Below are 16,283 nucleotides of genomic sequence, written 5' to 3'. Positions count from 1 at the left end.
CTAAACCGCGACCACTTCGGGCAGGATGGCGTCGAGCAGCAACATGCCGGCCGGGGCCACCTGCAACCGGCTGCCGGTCAGGTGGATGAGGCCGAGGCCGGTGAGTTGGTCGATCGCCCGTTCGTCGACCAGCCGGTCGGCCTTGATCCCCGACGCGGCGGCGATGTGGGCGAGGTCGACGCCTTCGCCCAGCCGCAATCCCATCAGCAGCGCCTCGCGCGCCCGGTCCTCGCCCGACAGCGGCTCTTCGCTCTGCGCGCCATGGCCGTTGCGGTCGACCGCGCCCATCCAGTTTTCCGGCTTCTTGTGACGCATCGTCGCCATGCCGCCGCGGCGGCCATGCGCGCCCGGCCCGATCCCGGCATAGTCGCCATAGCGCCAATAGGTCAGGTTATGGCGGCTTTCCTGGCCTGGCCGGGCATGGTTGCTGATCTCATAAGCGGGGATGCCGGCCGCGCCGGTCATCGCTTGCGTGAGTTCATACAGGGTCGCGCCATGATCCGGGTCGGCGGGCGTCAGCTTGCCCTGCGCGACCAATGTGGCGAATCGTGTGCCCGGTTCGATCGTCAGTTGATAGAGCGAGAGATGCCCGGTGCCGAAGGACAAGGCGCGGGCCAGTTCGGCCTGCCAGTCCGCCTCGCTCTGGCCGGGGCGGGCATAGATGATGTCGAAGCTCACCCGGTCGAACACGGCCTGCGCGGTGTCGAGCGCGGCCAGGCCCTCCGTAACGTCATGGGCGCGGCCCAGGAAATGCAGCGCGTCAATGTCTAGCGCCTGAAGGCCGAGCGAGGTGCGGTTGACCCCGGCGGCGGCCAGATCGGCAAAGCGCGCCGCTTCGACCGAATTTGGGTTGGCCTCCAGCGTGATCTCTATGTCGGGGGTGAAGCCCCAATGATCCTGCGCCGCGCCGATCAGCGTTTCGACCAGCGCGGGCGGCATCAGCGAAGGCGTGCCGCCGCCGAAGAAGATGGAGGAGAGGGGGCGGCCCGCGGTCAGCGCCGCCTCATACGCCATGTCGGCCAACAGCGCAGCCCGCCACGCATTGATGTCCACGCCGTCGCGGACATGACTGTTAAAATCGCAATAGGGACATTTGGATACGCAAAAGGGCCAATGGATATATAAGGCTTGGGCGTCGGCACGGACATTGGCTGGGGCCGTTGCGATTTGGGGGGAATGAGACGACATGGCTGGGGGCAGCCCTAAAGCGTTTTTGCGTGCTTCGCTATGGGCAGCGATGTTGCCGGTTCTGTTGGTGACGCCGACCGGCGTGCAGGCGGCGAGCGATAGCGACGGGGCAAGCGCGCCCAAGGCGGGTGCCGCGAGCGCGGCGATGCCGGCCGCATATTATGGCATGGCGGAGGCTGCGCGGGGCGACAGGCTGCTGCGCGCGGTGATGATGGACGCGCATAATGGCGAGCGGGTGGCGCTGGGCCTGCCCCCGCTGGACTGGGACGATGCGCTGGCGGCCGATGCGGCGCGCTATGCCGGGGAGATGGCGCGCAGCGGCGTGTTTCGCCATTCGTCGCGCGCCGGCCGGGCCATCCCCAGCGGCGAAAATCTGTGGATGGGGCCGCGTCGCCTCTATGGCTATCAGGCGATGGTAGGATCGTTTCTGGACGAGAAGCGCTTCACGCGAATCGCGGGCAAGCTGCCCGACCTCAGCAGCACCGGGCGTTGGCAGGATGTCGGCCATTACAGCCAGATGATCTGGCGTGGCACGCGGAAGATCGGCTGCGCGCTGGGCGAAGGGGGCGATGCCGATTATCTGGTGTGCCGCTATTTTCCGGCCGGCAACGCTTTTGGTCGCGGTCCGATGGACGCGGACGATGCGGCGCCGATGGCGGAAACGCAGGTCGCCAGCGTCGCCCAATAGGCGCGATGGATATTTCTCCCGGTGACGCGCATTGGACAAGGGCCAGTCGCCAAAAGGAGAAGAGGATGCGCATCGCCCTGCTGTCATGGACCCTGTCGGGCTGCACGCTGATCGGGCTGGCCGGGTGCGGCGCGCCGACGCAGCCCAAGGCGGAGGGCGGGTTCGACAACGCCGCGGCTTCCACCCCCGCCGCTCCCGTGATCGCGCCGGAGAATGGCGCGCAGACGCCCATGCCCGATGCGGCATTGGTCGCTAACGCGGCAGCTGCCGCTGCGCCGCTATCCTGCGCGGCGGATATCGGATCGGCCGCGGCGGCCAGGCGCGTCGCCATCTGCCGCAACGTGTCGCCCGCCACCCATCCGCCCTGCAATGCCGCCAATAGCTGCGCCATGATCGAGGATGAGATCGCGCGGAGCTGCGCGCTGTTCGATGGGCAGGGTGATCCGATGCCGGGATGCGATCCCGCGCCCAGGAGCATGGCGGCGGCCGTCGCGGTGGTGCAGCGTTATTATGCGGCGCTCAATGCCCGCGACTATGGGACCGCCTGGGCGCAATGGGGCGAAAATGGCCCGCCGAACCAGACGCTGGACAAGTTTCAGGCGGGGTTCGCCGGCACCCGATCGACGCGGGTGACGATCGGCACGCTGGAGCCGGGCGATGCTGGGGCGGGGTCGATCTACCAGACCGTGCCGGTGACGGTCGATTCGCAGCTACAGGACGGGACGCGCCAGCGGTTCGTCGGCGACTATGTCGTGCGGCGGGTCAATGATGTGGACGGCGCGTCGCCCGCCCAGTTGCGCTGGCATATCGGGCAGGCGAAGCTGAAGGCCGTGCCGGTGCGCTGAAACGCCGGCCGCCGTTGGTCAGAAAACCGCGGCCACCAGCTTTTCGAAGGCCTTGGCGCGGTGGCTCATGGCGTGCTTGGCGTCGGGGTCCATCTCGCCGAAGCTGATGTCATGGCCGTGCGGCACGAACATCGCGTCATAGCCGAAACCCTGATCGCCGCGCGGCGGCCAGACGAGCGTGCCGTCGATCCGGCCCTCGAATGCCTCGACATGACCGTCGGGCCAGGCGAGGGCTAGGGCGCAGACGAAATGGGCGTCATGGCCGGCATCCGGCCCCTTGGCCTCGATCCCGTCCCACACCGCCTGCATCGCCATCCCGAAATCCTTGGTCGGCCCGGCCCAGCGCGCGGAAAACAGCCCAGGATCGCCGCCCAGCGCCTCCACGCACAAGCCCGAATCATCGGCCAGCGCGGGCAGGCCGGACAGGTCGGCCGCCTGCATCGCCTTCAATTCGGCGTTCGCGATGAAGGTGGTGCCGGTTTCCTCCGGTTCGGGCAGGTCCAGGCTCGCGGCCGAAATCGGCTCGATCCCATAGCGGCCAAGCAAGGCGGCGATTTCGCGCACCTTGCCGGGATTATGGCTGGCGATCACCAGCTTGCCCGGCGCGAGCTTGCGGATCGCCTGTTCCTGTCCGAATTGGTCGGTCATAAATTTCCCAATCGTTCCGTTCGCTTCGAGCTTAGTCGAGAAGCGGATAGAGCATCCATAGCGTCTAGCTTCGCTAAACTTGGCTTTGCTTCGTTTCTCGACTTCGCTCGAAACGAACGGCGTTAGATGCTGTTACCGTCCCGTCGCCGCGTCCTGCGCCGCGAAGATCTTCGCGCAGCCGATGCGGGCGAGGCGGAGCAGGCGGAGCAGTTCTTCCTCGTCATAGGCGGCGCCCTCGGCCGTCGCCTGCACTTCGGCGAACTTGCCGTCGCCGGTCAGGATCAGGTTGGCGTCCGTTTCGGCATTGCTGTCCTCGGCATAGTCGAGGTCGAGGACCGGCGTGCCTTCGAAAATGCCGCAACTGATCGCCGCGACCTTCTGGATGATCGGGTCTTCCTTGAGCGCGCCCGACGCCAGCAGCTTGTCCACCGCGATCCGCAGCGCGACCCAGCTGCCCGAAATGGCCGCCGTCCGCGTGCCGCCATCGGCCTGGATCACGTCGCAATCGATCACGATCTGGCGCTCGCCCAGCTTCTTCATGTCGACAACGGTGCGCAGCGATCGGCCGATCAGGCGCTGGATTTCCTGGGTACGGCCCGATTGCTTCCCCTTGGCCGCTTCACGCGATCCGCGGGTATGGGTGGCGCGGGGCAACATGCCATATTCGGCCGTGACCCAGCCCGACCCCTTGCCGCGCAGGAAGGGCGGCACCTTTTCCTCCACCGATGCGGTGCACAGCACGCGGGTATCGCCGAAGCTGATGAGGCAGCTGCCCTCGGCATGGATGGTGAAGCCAGGCTCCATGGTGATGTCGCGCATCTGGTCGGGCGCGCGGCCGGAAGGACGCATATTCTTTACTCCGAAACGGTCAGTTGACGGCGCTTAACGTCCGATGGCGCGACTTGCCAGTGTCGCGAAAGAAATAAGGCGTTAAAGAGAGACAATGACAAGATATGCAATGATGGCCGGGTTGGCGCTGCTGGCGGGCTGCGTGGGTGGCGGTGATACCGAACTGGAAAAGCCCAAGGCGCCCGGTGAGACGATCCGCTTTACCGCCGGGCGCTGTTTCGGCGCATGTCCTTCCTATAGCCTGCGTGTGACGCCGGACGGATCGGGCCTGCTGGAGCCGGAGAAATTCACCGCCGTTCCCGGCCCGACCCGCTTTGCCGTGAGCATGGTGCAATATCGCCGCCTGCGCGCCGCGCTTGCGCCCTATCGCCCGGCGACCGGGACGGCCAAGCGCATCGGCAATGGCGAAAACTGCACCCGCTTCGCCACCGACATGCCGAATTATGGGATCGAATGGACCGGCAATGGCGGCAAGTCGACCCGGCTGGAGTTCCAGTCCGGTTGCATGGATGCGCGCTATGGCAAATTGCGCACCACGATCGCGGCGATCCCCAAGATGCTGGACATCGAACCGATGATCAAACCCAAGCCCGCCCGATAGGAGTGCATGATGCGCGTTCTTTTACAGATTATGGGCGTCCTCCTCCTGCTGATGGGGCTTCTATGGGTCGGGCAGGGGGCGGGCCTTATCCACTGGCCGCAATCCAGCTTCATGCTCGATCAAAGGCCATGGATGTGGCGTGGCGGGTTGCTCGCTGCGGTGGGCGTCGCGCTGATCCTCCTGGCGCGGCGCAGACGTTGAGGCGGCCGGCAACCCGTCCTATATTATCGCCATGACGCTGACGACGCCGATCTCCGAACTTAACGACCGCGCGCGCGATGTCTTTCGCGTGGTGGTGGAAAGCTATCTGGGCACTGGCCTGCCGGTCGGATCGCGCACCATCAGCAAGATCGCGTCGCTCAGCCTGTCGCCTGCGTCGATTCGCAACGTGATGCAGGATCTGGAGGAATTGGGCCTGCTGGCCGCGCCGCACACGTCGGCCGGGCGGATGCCGACCGAAACGGGGCTGCGCCTGTTCGTGGACGGGATGATGCAGGCGGCCGCGCCATCGGCCGAAGAACGGCGCGCGATCGAGGCGGGTCTAGCCGAAAGCGGTCCGATCGAGGAAGCGCTGTCCGCCGCCACCGCCGCGCTCTCCGGCCTATCGGCCTGCGCCGGCATCGTCATGGTGCCGCGGCGCGAGCCGGTGCTGCGCCAATTTGGTTTCGTGCCTTTGAATGATCGTCAGGCGCTGGCGGTGCTGGTGGGGCAGGACGGATCGGTCGAAAACCGCGTGCTGGACCTGCCGCCCGGCGTCACCCCGTCGATGCTGAACGAGGCGGCGAACTTCATGTCGGCGCGCTTTGCCGGGATGACGCTGCGCCAGGCGGGCGACCAGTTGAGCCGCGAGATGGAGACGGAGCGTGGCCTGCTGGATGGCGCGGCGCGCGAACTGGTGGAGCGCGGGATCGCCATCTGGTCCCACGATGCCGACGACCGGCCGGTGCTAATCGTGCGCGGGCAGGCGCATTTGATCGATGACGGCACCGCCGCCGACCTGGAACGGGTGCGGCAATTGCTGGAGCAACTGGAGGGCAAGCAGGAAATTTCCCGCCTGCTGGAAAGCGCGCTCGCGGGCAGCGCGACCAAAATCTTCATCGGGTCGGAAAACAAGCTCTTTTCCCTGTCGGGTTCTTCGGTCATAGCCGCGCCCTACCGTGGCGCGGACGGCCGGGTCGTCGGGGTGGTCGGCGTGATCGGCCCCACGCGCTTGAACTATGCGCGGGTGATCCCCATGGTGGATTTCACAGCACAGACGCTATCGAGATTGATGAGATGAGCGAAGACAAACAGAATATCGAAGACACCGAAGTCGTGGACGCGCTGCCGGAAGACGCCGCGCCCGCGGGCGATGCCGCCGCCGAGAAGATCGCAGCGCTGGAGGCGGAACTCGCCACCGCCAAGCAGGACATTCTCTACGCCCATGCCGATACGCAGAATGTGCGCCGTCGCCTGGAAAAGGAACTGGCCGACACGCGCGCTTATGCCGCGACCGCGTTCGCCCGCGACATGTTGTCGGTGGCCGACAATCTGAGCCGCGCGCTCGCCGCCATTCCCGCCGACCTGCGCGAGGATGAGAAGTTCAAGGGACTGGTCGTGGGCCTGGAAGCCACCGGCCGTGAACTGGAAAGCATATTCGGCCGTAACGGCATCACCAAGATCGAATCGGTCGGCCAGCCGCTTGACCCCAACAAGCATCAGGCGATGATGGAAGTCCCGTCGGCCGATGCCGCGCCGGGCACGATCCTGATCGAGATGCAGGCCGGCTACATGATCAAGGACCGCCTGTTGCGGCCCGCGATGGTCAGCGTGGCGAAGACGCCGGAATAAAGTCTTTCACCCGTTCGGGCTGAGCCTGTCGAAGCCCATTTCTTTCTTTAGAGAAGTGACGCCCTTCGACAGGCTCAGGGCGAACGGGATTATTCATGCTGCATAACGCAAACCTCACCACCGACCGTCCGACCTTCGTCACGCACCTCGAATGTTCACTGACCGGCGAGCGTTACGCGGCGGATGAGCTGCATGGGCTGTCAGCGGCGGGCAAGCCGTTGCTGGTGCGCTATGATTTGGATGGGGTGCGCGCGACGCTGACCAAAGAAGCGCTTAGCCAGCGGCCGATGGACCTGTGGCGCTGGCGTGAATTGTTGCCGGTGCGGCAGACCGCCAATATCGTCAGCCTGGGCGAAAATGCGACGCCGCTGATCCCGCTGCCGCGCACCGCCGCGCGGCTGGGCGGGGCGCATCTGATGGCCAAGGATGAGGGGCGGTTGCCGACGGCCTCCTTCAAGGCGCGTGGCCTGGTCATGGCGGTGTCGATGGCTAAGGAACTGGGCGTGACCCAGGTGGCGATGCCGACCAACGGCAATGCCGGCGCGGCGCTGGCCGCCTATGCCGCCGTCGCGGGGGTGGAGGCGATCATCTTCTGCCCCGACGACACGCCGGAGATCAATGTGCGCGAAATCGCGGCGCAGGGGGCGCGGGTCTATCGCGTCAACGGCCTGATCGACGATTGCGGCGCGATCGTGGGGCAGGGGGCGAAGGCGCGCGGCTGGTTCGACTTTTCGACGCTCAAGGAGCCCTACAGAATCGAGGGCAAGAAGACGATGGGGCTGGAACTGGCCGAGCAGCTGGGCTGGGAATTGCCCGACGCGATCTTCTATCCCACGGGCGGCGGCACCGGCCTGATTGGCATGTGGAAGGCGTTCGACGAACTGGAGAAGATCGGCTTTATCGGCTCCAAACGCCCCAAAATGTTCGCGGTGCAGGCCGAAGGCTGCGCGCCGATGGTCCGTGCGTTCGAGCAGGGTGTCGAGTTCGCCGAGCGCTGGGAGAACGCTCACACCATCGCCATGGGCATCCGGGTGCCGCGTGCGGTGGGCGACTTCCTGATCCTGCGCGCGGTGCGGGCAAGCGGCGGCGCGGCGCTGGCGGTGTCCGATGCTGCGATCATGGCGGCGGTACGCGATGTGGCGCGCGACGACGGGCTGCTGCTCTGCCCGGAAGGCGGGGCGACGCTGGCCGCCTATCAACGGGCGCTGGACGAGGGGCTGATCGGCCGTGACGATCGCGCCGTGCTGTTCAACTGCGCCAGCGGATTGAAATATCCGCTTGAAGACCAGAGCCACACGTTGAACCGGCACGCGCCGATTGATTTTATGACGCTCTAAAGGTCGTCAGGTTCCGTGTTCCCGCGCAGGCGGGAACTCAGTCCCGCCGTTTGAACTGGGTCCCCGCCTGCGCGGGAACACGCCTATCTCTACATCTGGCGGTAGTCTGCGATACAGGTTGATACACTTAAGATGTATCGTAACTCTTGACGGCGAATGTTTTTAAGATATATCGCAATACATCATGACACATATGAAAGATTCAATGATGCATTTTCCCCATTCTCATCGCGGCCGCCATGGCGGTCATCATCCTGGCGCTGGCCGATTCGGGTCGCCTGACGGCTTTGGTCGTGGCGGCGGATTTGGCGGCGATCCCTTTGGCGAGGACGGCCTGCGCGGCGGCGGACATGGCGGCCGGGGTGGGCGAGGCGGCGGTGGCGGCGGTCGCCGGCGGCTGTTCGACAATGAAACGCTGCGCCTGATCCTGCTGAAGCTGATCGCCGACGAACCGCGCCATGGCTATGAACTGATCCGCGCGATCGAGGCGCTGTCGGGGGAGGCCTATGCCCCCAGCCCAGGCGTCGTCTATCCTACGCTGACCATGTTGGCGGAAATGGACCTGATCGTCGAGGAACCGAGCGAGGGAAGCCGCAAGCGCTTCGCCATCACCGATGCCGGCAAGGCCCAGATCGAGGAGCGCAAGGCGGCACTGGACCTGGCGCTGGCCCGGCTGGCCGCGCTCGCCCAACATGCCGAGCGGGTCGATGGCGCGCCGGTGCGCCGGGCGCTGCACAATCTGCGAATCGCCATCCAGCACCGCCTTGAAAAGGAAGGCGCCGATAACCAGACCATGTTCGATGTCGCGTCGTTGATCGACGAGGCCGCGAGCAAGATCGAAAGGCTCTGATATGATCCTGACCGCCCGAGTGCCCACCCCCAATGCCAGCCGCTATCTCCAGCAATTGTGCAAGCATTGGAGCCACAAGTTCGAAACCGATTTCAACGCGGAGCAGGGCGTCATCGTCCTGCCCATGGGGCCGGCCCGCTTGACGGCGGAACCCGATACGCTGGTGGTGACGCTGGAGCCGAACGAAGACGCCGATATCGAGAAGTTCAAACAGGTGGTCGCCGCCCATCTCGACCGCTTTGCCTTCAAGGAAGCGCCGCTGCCGTTCGATTGGCAGTGAGCGGCGTTAACCCACCTCCGTTCGCCCTGAGCCCGTCGAAGGGCCTTACTTCTTGTCTGAAGTCAGTGAGCAGGGCTTCGACAAGCTCAGCCCGAACGGAGGTAGGCGTGTAACCGCCCTCACATATCCTCGATCATCTCCGCCAGCACGGCCAGGCAATCCTTGGCGAGTTGCATCGAGCGCGCCGGGGACCAGCCGAAATCGGCGTCCGGCAGGTCGTCATTATCCTTGAACGGCATTTCCAGCGTCATCGCCACCGCGCCGAAGCGTTCGGCCAACTGGTTGGTGGACATGGACAGGTTCGCCTTGCCCGCGCGCGCGACCGGATAGCCCAGCCGCGTCTGGAAATCGGGGGTGCGGGCGGCCAGCGTGTCGCGATAGCGGTGATAGAGTGCGACCTGCCGATCGGTGATCGACGGGATGCCCTCGAACCCTGCAATGAACACCGCGGGAATCGCTTCGTCGCCATGCACGTCCATCGCGAAATCGACGCCGGTTTCGTCCATCGCATTGCGCGCCAGTAGTACTTCGGGGCTGCGCTCCGCCGTCGGCTCATGCCATTCGCGGTTCAGGTTCACGCCGACCGCATTGGTGCGCAGGTGGCCACGGCGGCTGCCGTCCGGGTTCATGTTGGGGATGAGGTGGATCGTCGCCTTTTGCCGCAGCAAGCGGGCGACCGCATCCTCCTCGTCGCAAAGCCGCTCCAGCGCGCCTTCCATCCACCATTCCGCCATCGTTTCGCCGGGATGCTGGCGCGCATAGAGCCAGACCTGCTTTGGCCCCTCGCCGATCGTCAGCATGTCGAGCGGCTGGCCGTCCAGCGTCAGCCCCAATTCGCGATGCGCGACACCTGGCTGAGTCGCGGCCCAGGCGATCAGGTCATGATGCCGCTCCATAGAATAAGGCGCGAAATAGGCGATCCATAGCGCATTGCTATCCGGCTCCAGCCGGATCGTCAGCACGCCGTCGGCATAGCTGGTGTCGGCCTGCACCCAGGTTTCGCGGTCCTCGCTGACCCGCGCGCTATAGCCCGCCCAGCCATCGGGATAGGCCGACTTGCCTGCGTTGACGATTCGCAGTTCCACCGCGCGGCCCGCCGCATTGGCGAGCCGGAAATGGAACCATTGGTAAAAGTCGCTCTGATGATCCGTCACGATCTCCAGATCGGCGCGGACGCCGGCCGGGGTGTCGGTGATGGAGAGGACGCGAATATTGCCGCTGTCGAAGCCGCTGGAAGTGCTGATGGTCATTTGACCTTTATAGTGCGCCCCGATTCACCCGGATAGCCCCCGATAAGGGCGGCGGCGAGTTTCTGTGCGGCAATCCCCGGCTGCGCGGCGGGCGTGCCCTGCCGCGCCTGCGTCGATGCGCGGCCTTCCCACACTGCCGCCGAATCGGACCGGCGCCGCAACTGGACATGCAGTTCTGTGGTCACGATATCCTTGGGCTTGCCCGACAGGTTGATGCCGACACCCAGGCCCAGGCCGCCAAAGGTGCCGCCGCGACGCCCGCCGCCGCTGCCGATGCCGCCGCCCATTTCGACGCTGACCGGCCTATCGCTGCTGCGATCAACGCCGGACGGGCGGAAGGACCGGCGGAAGCTGACCGATGCGACATAGTCGCTGGGGCCGCCGGCCTGCGCCGGGGTGAATCCCACACGCTGCAATTCCTGTGATACCGCCGCGGCATAAGTCCGAAATTCCAGGCTGATGTCGGGGTTGCCGGGCATTTCCTCTACCGCGACCGTGCCGGTGCGGGCGGGATCATTGACATGGAAGCGAGTCACTTCCACCGGCGGTACGGCGGTCGCGCAGGCCGAAAGGGGCAGGGCAAGGCATGCGGCGAGAATCAGGCGCTTCGACATGGGTAAACTCCAACGGGCATATGCCGTAGTAACGGCGCGGAGAGCATAATCCCCTCCAACGCGTGAAGCCACGACCTGGCTGCACGGGGGATGAACGGCGGTAAAAGAGCGCCTGCCACCCTTGACTTTGGCCCGCCCGACCCATAGGGGCTGCGCTTCGAAATTCGACCACACCAGATTCATCAAGGGCCGTCTGCCATGAAGATCCGCAACTCGCTCAAGTCGCTCAAGGGCCGCCACCGGGACAACCGCGTGATCCGTCGTCGCGGCCGTACCTATGTCATCAACAAGACCAACCGCCGCTTCAAGGCCCGCCAGGGCTAAAAGCAGGCGCTTGTCGCCCCTCCGGGGTGGCGGGTCTTTATGCAATGTGGCAGGCGCCTGGTCGATGATCGGGCGCCTTTCCGCGTTGGCGTAGCGGGCGATGGGCCGAATCGGCAATTCTCGTCATGGCGAGCGGCGCGGGCCTTCTGCCTGCTCCGCTCACCATGACGATGTGATTCAGCCCTCGTCGCGCCCCTTCAACTCGTCGCCGCGAATCGCCGCGACATGGAGCACGTTGGTCGACCCCGGCGTGCCGAAGGGGACGCCGGCCAGCACCACGATCTTGCCGCCCTTGTCGGCTAAGCCATGACGCAGCGCCATGCGCCGCGCCTTGCCGACCATTTCTTCGAACGTGCCGATATCCTTGGTGCGAATGGCATGGACACCCCAGGTCAGGCCCAGCTTGCGCGCTGTATCGGTGCGCGGCGTCAGCGCCAGGATCGGCGCATTGGGCCGTTCGCGCGCCACGCGGCGCACGGTGCTGCCTGAAAGGGTGAAACAGGTGATGGTGCTGGCCCCCACCACCGCGACGATGTTCCCCGCCGCTTCGGCCAGTGCGTCGGCGGTGGTCGGGTCCGGCTTCGTCTCGGTATAATGAAGCCGGCCGAAATAGCCCGGATCGCGCTCTACGCTGTGGGCGATGCTGTCCATCATCGTCACCGCCTCTACCGGCCAGTCGCCCGCCGCCGTTTCGGCCGACAACATGATCGCGTCCGCCCCGTCATAGACCGCCGTTGCCACGTCCGACACTTCGGCACGGGTGGGGGAGGGCGACTTGATCATCGATTCGAGCATCTGGGTCGCGACCACCACCGGCCGCCCCATGCGCCGTGCGGTGGCGACAATCTGCTTTTGCAGCGGCGGCACGGCCTGCGGGGGAAGCTCGACGCCCAGGTCGCCGCGCGCCACCATCACGCCATCGGCCATTTCGATGATCTCCTCCAGCCGTTGCACGGCCGAAGGCTTCTCGATCTTCGCCATCAGCGCGCCATAGCCGCCCATCAGCTTGCGCGCCTCGGCCAGATCCTCTGGCCGTTGCACGAAGCTCAAAGCGATCCAGTCGCAGCCCTGCTGTATGGCGAAGCTCAGGTCGCGGCGATCCTTGTCGGTCAGCGCCGGCACCGGCACCACCACGTCAGGCACATTCACGCCCTTGCGATTGGACAGGGTGCCGCCGACTTCGACGATCGTGTCGATCCGGTCGTGGGCAATTCCCTTCACCCGCAGCACCATCTTGCCGTCGTCCAGCAGCAGCCGGGTTTCGGGCACCAGCGCGGCATAGATTTCAGGGTGGGGCAGGTTGACGCGATGGGCGTTGCCGGGCGTTTCATCCCGGTCGAGGATGAAAGGCGCGCCGCGTTCCAGAATCGCCAGACCCTTTTCGAACGTCCCGACCCGCAATTTGGGGCCTTGCAGGTCGCCCAATATCGTCGTGGGCCGGTGAAATTCCTTTTCCAGATCGCGGATGATCGCGATGCGCGCGGCATGATCCTCATGCGCGCCATGGCTCATATTGATGCGGAAGGCGTCGGCCCCGGCAATGAACAAGGCCCTGATCATTTCGGGCGTATCGCTCGCCGGGCCAAGGGTCGCCAGGATGCGGACCTTGCGGGAGCGGGGCGGTAACTTCGTCATGGTTTCTCCTGACCGTCATGATCGTCCCCGGCTTTGCCTTGTCGGCCTTGCCAGTGCGTCGTTATGGGTTATCCGTGCTGCACGACAGGATGATGTAGATCAGCGAAAGGTTCCTCACGCCGATGACCGACACCATAGTCACAGATGCTGTGGCCGCAACCGCCTTCCGCCGTCTGGTGGCGCATTTGCAGCACCGAACCGATGTCCAGAATATCGATCTGATGGGGCTGGCCGGCTTTTGCCGCAATTGCCTGGCCGACTGGATCGCGGAGGCGGACGTCGATCTGACGCGAGACCAAGCGCGCGCAATCATCCATGGGATGCCCTTTGCCGAGTGGAAAGAACGGCATCAGGGCGAAGCGACGCCGGAGCAGGTGGCGCGAATGAAAGAGAGTGTGGCGAAGAACGCCGACAATCACTAGGACGCCCTCCAACCGATTCACATTCCTTGTTGGAGACACGATCCCATGACCGAACCCAATGTCGCCGCCGACCAGCTCCGCCTGCTGATCGAGCGTATCGAGCGCCTGGAAGAAGAGAAAAAGGGCATCGGCGACGATATCAAGGACGTCTATCTGGAAGCCAAGGCGACCGGTTATGACCCCAAGATCATGCGCCAGATCGTCCGTCTGCGTAAGATGCAGCCGCATGACCGGCAGGAGATGGAAGCCATCCTCCAGACCTATCTGTCCGCGCTGGGTATGGAATAACCTTTTTATAATCAAGGAGAAGCGCCCATGTCCGAGATCATCGTCAGCACCACCAGCCGTCTGGAAGGGCGGCCGACGAAGGAATATCTCGGCATCGTCACCGGCGAGGTGATCGTGGGCGCCAACCTGTTTCGCGACCTGTTCGCCAGCGTCCGCGACATCGTGGGCGGGCGATCGGGCGCTTATGAGGACGTGCTCCAGCGCGCCCGCGAACAGGCGATCGGCGAAATGCGGATGCGCGCCGCGACGCTGGGCGCCAATGCCGTGGTCGGCGTCGATCTGGATTATGAAGTCCTCGGCTCCAACGGGTCTATGCTGATGGTGTCGGCGTCAGGAACGGCCATCCTCGTCTGAGTTGCGCGAACGGGCGCTGATCGCTAGAGAGCGCCCTTCGGTTTCACAGAACAATTGGGGAGAAGGCCGTGGCCGGCCATTCCAAATTCAAGAACATCATGCATCGCAAGGGCGCGCAGGACAAGAAGCGCTCGTCGATGTTCTCCAAGCTCAGCCGCGAAATCACCGTCGCGGCCAAGATGGGCATGCCCGACCCGGACATGAACCCGCGTCTGCGCCTGGCGGTCAACGCCGCCAAGGCCCAGTCCATGCCCAAGGACAATATCCAGCGCGCGATCGACAAGGCGAATGCGGCGGGTGGCGAGAATTACGAGGAAGTGCGTTACGAGGGCTATGGCCCCGCCGGTATCGCCATCATCGTCGAGGCGCTGACCGACAACCGCAATCGCACCGCGACCAATGTCCGCACGGCCTTCTCGAAGAATGGCGGCAATCTTGGCGCGTCGGGCGCGGTCAGTCACGGCTTCGACCGGGTCGGCCTGATCACCTATCCGGCGAGCGCGGGGGACGCCGACGCGATCTTCGAAGCGGCGCTGGAAGCGGGCGCGGAGGATGTGTCGTCCAACGAGGACGAGCATGAAATCTGGACCGCGATGGACGCGCTCCATGAGGTCGCAAAGGCGCTGGAAGCCAAGCTGGGCGCGGCCGACAGCGCCAAGCTTGCCTGGAAGCCGCAGATCACCGTCGATGTGGATGAAGCCAATGCGGCCACGCTGATGAAGCTGGTCGATACGCTGGAAGATGACGACGACGTCCAGACCGTCTGGGGCAATTATGAAGTGTCCGATGACGTGATGGAGAAGCTGGGTTGATCGCCAATTCCTCTCCCCTTGGGGGAGAGGGTTGCGCAGCCTTGGCGGCTTTGCCGCCTAGGCGAAGTCGGGAGGGGGGGCATTGCGCCACCTATAGGTCTCGCTCCCCCCTCCAAGCGCGGCTAGTCGGCAAGCCGACAAGCCTTGCTATCCTCTCCCCTGAAGGGGCGAGGATATTGCCATGATCCTGCTTGGCCTCGACCCCGGCCTTGGCACCACCGGCTGGGGCCTGATCGCCGCGGACGGTAATCGGCTGACCCATATCGGCAACGGCCAGATCAAGACCGACAGCGCCATGGCGCTCTCGACGCGGCTGCTGGCGCTCGACCTGGCGCTGACCGACCTCATCCTCGAACATCGGCCCGATGGCGCGGCGGTCGAGGAGGTGTTCGTCAATGTGAACCCGCAATCGACGCTGAAGCTGGGGCAGGCGCGGGGTGTGATCCTGCTCAACGCCGCGCGATCGGGCATGGAGGTGGGCGAATATGCCGCGCGCCTCGTCAAGAAATCGGTGGTCGGCGTGGGCAATGCGTCGAAGGACCAGGTCCACGCCATGGTGTCGCGCCTGCTGCCCGGCGCGAAGATCATGGGGCCGGATGCGTCGGACGCGCTGGCGGTGGCGATCACCCACGCCCATCATCTCGCCAGCGCCCGGCGGATACCGACGCGATAGGGAATAGCGCCATTTTTCGTCCGTTCGCCCTGAGCCCGAACGGGATTAAGATAGGCTATGGGATGGCGTCACCCAAATAACTCGCCCAGGAAATCGGCCATCGCGCGGAAGCTGCGCCGGTCGGCATCCGCGCTGTAGGCCAGACCCTTCTCAGGCATGTTGACGCCTTCGTCGGTGAAGGCATGGCCGGTGCCGCCATAGGCGTGGATTTGCCAGTCGCAGCCGGCGTCGGTCAGTTCGCGGGCCAGGCCGACGGTCGCCTCCGGCGGTGCGAACGGGTCGTCCCAGCCATGGCAGATCAGCAGTTTCGCGGTGATCGCCGCGTTAGCGAAGGGCGGCGCTTCATAAATGCCGTGGAAGCTGACGCCGCCGGCAATGTCCGCGCCGGAGCGGGCAAGGTCGAGCACGCATTTGCCGCCGAAGCAGAAGCCGATCGCCGCCGTGCGGCTGGCATCGACCTCCGCAAGCCCCTGGAGCACATCATGCGCGCCGTTCACCCGGTCGCGCAGCAACGCGCGATCGGCGTTGAGCTGCGCCATGTAGCGCCCGGCATCGGGATCGGCGCGGGTGGTGCGCTTGCCCTGGCCATATATGTCGGCGACCAGCACGGCATAGCCGAGCGCCGCGACCTTCTCCGCATAGGCGAAGTCGGCCTCCTTGGCGCCCAACACATTGGGGAAAAGCAGTACGCCCGGCAGCGAGCCGGTGGCGGCGGTATCGACCACGGCCAGGCTTTCGAACGGTCCATCTGGACCATCATGCAGGGTGACGCGACGGATGATGGCCATGACCAGG

The 16,283-nt window shown here is 65.1% G+C and carries 22 protein-coding genes; 15 read left to right on the top strand and 7 right to left on the bottom strand.

The window, feature by feature from the left end:
- Positions 1 to 1,188, bottom strand: coding sequence for a radical SAM family heme chaperone HemW (gene hemW, locus HHL08_RS05610; protein ID WP_169571504.1), 1,188 nt, complete (start codon positions 1,186 to 1,188; stop codon positions 1 to 3).
- Positions 1,189 to 1,237: 49 nt separating this feature from the next.
- Between hemW and HHL08_RS05605 the strand changes: the two genes are divergently transcribed.
- Both HHL08_RS05605 and HHL08_RS05600 read left to right on the top strand, forming a co-directional pair.
- The gene (locus tag HHL08_RS05605; RefSeq protein WP_235954952.1) at positions 1,238 to 1,876 is read left to right on the top strand and encodes a CAP domain-containing protein; all 639 of its coding nucleotides are present in this window, start codon (positions 1,238 to 1,240) and stop codon (positions 1,874 to 1,876) included.
- 65 nt (positions 1,877 to 1,941) lie between these two features.
- Positions 1,942 to 2,721, top strand: coding sequence for a hypothetical protein (locus HHL08_RS05600; protein WP_169571502.1), 780 nt, complete (start codon positions 1,942 to 1,944; stop codon positions 2,719 to 2,721).
- Positions 2,722 to 2,739: 18 nt separating this feature from the next.
- On the opposite strand, the gene rdgB is transcribed toward HHL08_RS05600, so the two are convergent.
- Together rdgB and rph are read right to left on the bottom strand one after the other, a co-directional pair.
- A complete protein-coding gene (gene rdgB / locus HHL08_RS05595) occupies positions 2,740 to 3,369 on the bottom strand; it encodes an RdgB/HAM1 family non-canonical purine NTP pyrophosphatase (RefSeq protein WP_169571501.1) in 630 nt (209 codons plus the stop codon).
- A 132-nt stretch (positions 3,370 to 3,501) separates the two neighbouring features.
- On the bottom strand, positions 3,502 to 4,218 hold the full coding sequence (gene rph, locus HHL08_RS05590) for a ribonuclease PH (protein ID WP_169571500.1): 717 nt from the start codon (positions 4,216 to 4,218) through the stop codon (positions 3,502 to 3,504).
- A 94-nt stretch (positions 4,219 to 4,312) separates the two neighbouring features.
- Here rph and HHL08_RS05585 point away from each other — a divergent pair, with 94 nt between their 5' ends.
- The 7 genes from HHL08_RS05585 (at position 4,313) to HHL08_RS05555 (ending at position 9,116) form a co-directional block, all read left to right on the top strand.
- Positions 4,313 to 4,819, top strand: coding sequence for a DUF6438 domain-containing protein (locus HHL08_RS05585; protein ID WP_169571499.1), 507 nt, complete (start codon positions 4,313 to 4,315; stop codon positions 4,817 to 4,819).
- A gap of 6 nt (positions 4,820 to 4,825) precedes the next feature.
- Positions 4,826 to 5,020 (top strand): hypothetical protein, encoded by a 195-nt coding sequence (locus HHL08_RS05580; RefSeq protein WP_169571498.1) that lies wholly within the window; start codon positions 4,826 to 4,828, stop codon positions 5,018 to 5,020.
- Positions 5,021 to 5,051: 31 nt separating this feature from the next.
- The gene (gene hrcA, locus HHL08_RS05575; RefSeq protein ID WP_169571497.1) at positions 5,052 to 6,098 is read left to right on the top strand and encodes a heat-inducible transcriptional repressor HrcA; all 1,047 of its coding nucleotides are present in this window, start codon (positions 5,052 to 5,054) and stop codon (positions 6,096 to 6,098) included.
- On the top strand, positions 6,095 to 6,649 hold the full coding sequence (grpE, locus tag HHL08_RS05570; protein WP_169571496.1) for a nucleotide exchange factor GrpE: 555 nt from the start codon (positions 6,095 to 6,097) through the stop codon (positions 6,647 to 6,649). The genes hrcA and grpE overlap by 4 nt, the downstream gene beginning before the upstream one ends.
- A gap of 95 nt (positions 6,650 to 6,744) precedes the next feature.
- Entirely contained in the window at positions 6,745 to 7,986 is a 1,242-nt protein-coding gene (locus tag HHL08_RS05565; protein ID WP_169571495.1) for a threonine synthase, read from the top strand.
- Positions 7,987 to 8,191: 205 nt separating this feature from the next.
- Positions 8,192 to 8,836 carry a PadR family transcriptional regulator gene (locus HHL08_RS05560; RefSeq protein WP_169571494.1) on the top strand — a complete coding sequence of 215 codons (645 nt, stop codon included), beginning with the start codon at positions 8,192 to 8,194 and terminating at the stop codon, positions 8,834 to 8,836.
- Position 8,837: 1 nt separating this feature from the next.
- Positions 8,838 to 9,116, top strand: a complete 279-nt coding sequence (locus HHL08_RS05555) for a DUF2218 domain-containing protein (RefSeq protein ID WP_169571493.1) — start codon at positions 8,838 to 8,840, stop codon at positions 9,114 to 9,116.
- 119 nt (positions 9,117 to 9,235) lie between these two features.
- Here the strand turns inward: HHL08_RS05555 and HHL08_RS05550 are convergent, their stop codons facing one another.
- Together HHL08_RS05550 and HHL08_RS05545 are read right to left on the bottom strand one after the other, a co-directional pair.
- Positions 9,236 to 10,366, bottom strand: a complete 1,131-nt coding sequence (locus HHL08_RS05550; protein WP_169571492.1) for a M14 family metallopeptidase — start codon at positions 10,364 to 10,366, stop codon at positions 9,236 to 9,238.
- Positions 10,363 to 10,980 carry a DUF4136 domain-containing protein gene (locus HHL08_RS05545; protein ID WP_169571491.1) on the bottom strand — a complete coding sequence of 206 codons (618 nt, stop codon included), beginning with the start codon at positions 10,978 to 10,980 and terminating at the stop codon, positions 10,363 to 10,365. Before HHL08_RS05545 ends, HHL08_RS05550 begins: the two co-directional genes overlap by 4 nt.
- Positions 10,981 to 11,178: 198 nt before the next feature.
- Here HHL08_RS05545 and ykgO point away from each other — a divergent pair, with 198 nt between their 5' ends.
- Positions 11,179 to 11,304 carry a type B 50S ribosomal protein L36 gene (ykgO, locus tag HHL08_RS05540; RefSeq protein WP_004210176.1) on the top strand — a complete coding sequence of 42 codons (126 nt, stop codon included), beginning with the start codon at positions 11,179 to 11,181 and terminating at the stop codon, positions 11,302 to 11,304.
- A gap of 177 nt (positions 11,305 to 11,481) precedes the next feature.
- On the opposite strand, the gene pyk is transcribed toward ykgO, so the two are convergent.
- Positions 11,482 to 12,939 (bottom strand): pyruvate kinase, encoded by a 1,458-nt coding sequence (pyk, locus tag HHL08_RS05535; RefSeq protein ID WP_169571490.1) that lies wholly within the window; start codon positions 12,937 to 12,939, stop codon positions 11,482 to 11,484.
- A 122-nt stretch (positions 12,940 to 13,061) separates the two neighbouring features.
- On the opposite strand from pyk, the gene HHL08_RS05530 reads away from it, so the two are divergent.
- From HHL08_RS05530 to ruvC, 5 genes are all read left to right on the top strand, one after another.
- A complete protein-coding gene (locus HHL08_RS05530; protein ID WP_169571489.1) occupies positions 13,062 to 13,361 on the top strand; it encodes a DUF1244 domain-containing protein in 300 nt (99 codons plus the stop codon).
- Between the two features lie 45 nt (positions 13,362 to 13,406).
- Entirely contained in the window at positions 13,407 to 13,649 is a 243-nt protein-coding gene (locus tag HHL08_RS05525; protein ID WP_006956223.1) for a DUF2312 domain-containing protein, read from the top strand.
- Positions 13,650 to 13,676: 27 nt separating this feature from the next.
- Entirely contained in the window at positions 13,677 to 14,003 is a 327-nt protein-coding gene (locus HHL08_RS05520; protein WP_206377734.1) for a heavy metal-binding domain-containing protein, read from the top strand.
- A gap of 68 nt (positions 14,004 to 14,071) precedes the next feature.
- The gene (locus HHL08_RS05515; protein ID WP_169571488.1) at positions 14,072 to 14,815 is read left to right on the top strand and encodes a YebC/PmpR family DNA-binding transcriptional regulator; all 744 of its coding nucleotides are present in this window, start codon (positions 14,072 to 14,074) and stop codon (positions 14,813 to 14,815) included.
- A gap of 181 nt (positions 14,816 to 14,996) precedes the next feature.
- The gene (gene ruvC / locus HHL08_RS05510) at positions 14,997 to 15,488 is read left to right on the top strand and encodes a crossover junction endodeoxyribonuclease RuvC (protein WP_169571487.1); all 492 of its coding nucleotides are present in this window, start codon (positions 14,997 to 14,999) and stop codon (positions 15,486 to 15,488) included.
- Positions 15,489 to 15,556: 68 nt separating this feature from the next.
- Here the strand turns inward: ruvC and HHL08_RS05505 are convergent, their stop codons facing one another.
- Positions 15,557 to 16,276, bottom strand: coding sequence for a dienelactone hydrolase family protein (locus tag HHL08_RS05505; protein ID WP_169571486.1), 720 nt, complete (start codon positions 16,274 to 16,276; stop codon positions 15,557 to 15,559).
- Positions 16,277 to 16,283 lie beyond the last annotated feature (7 nt).

It is taken from the genome of Sphingobium psychrophilum (assembly GCF_012927105.1).
GTDB classification, from domain to species: domain Bacteria; phylum Pseudomonadota; class Alphaproteobacteria; order Sphingomonadales; family Sphingomonadaceae; genus Sphingobium; species Sphingobium psychrophilum.
This window is presented reverse-complemented; position numbering and strand designations above follow the sequence as displayed.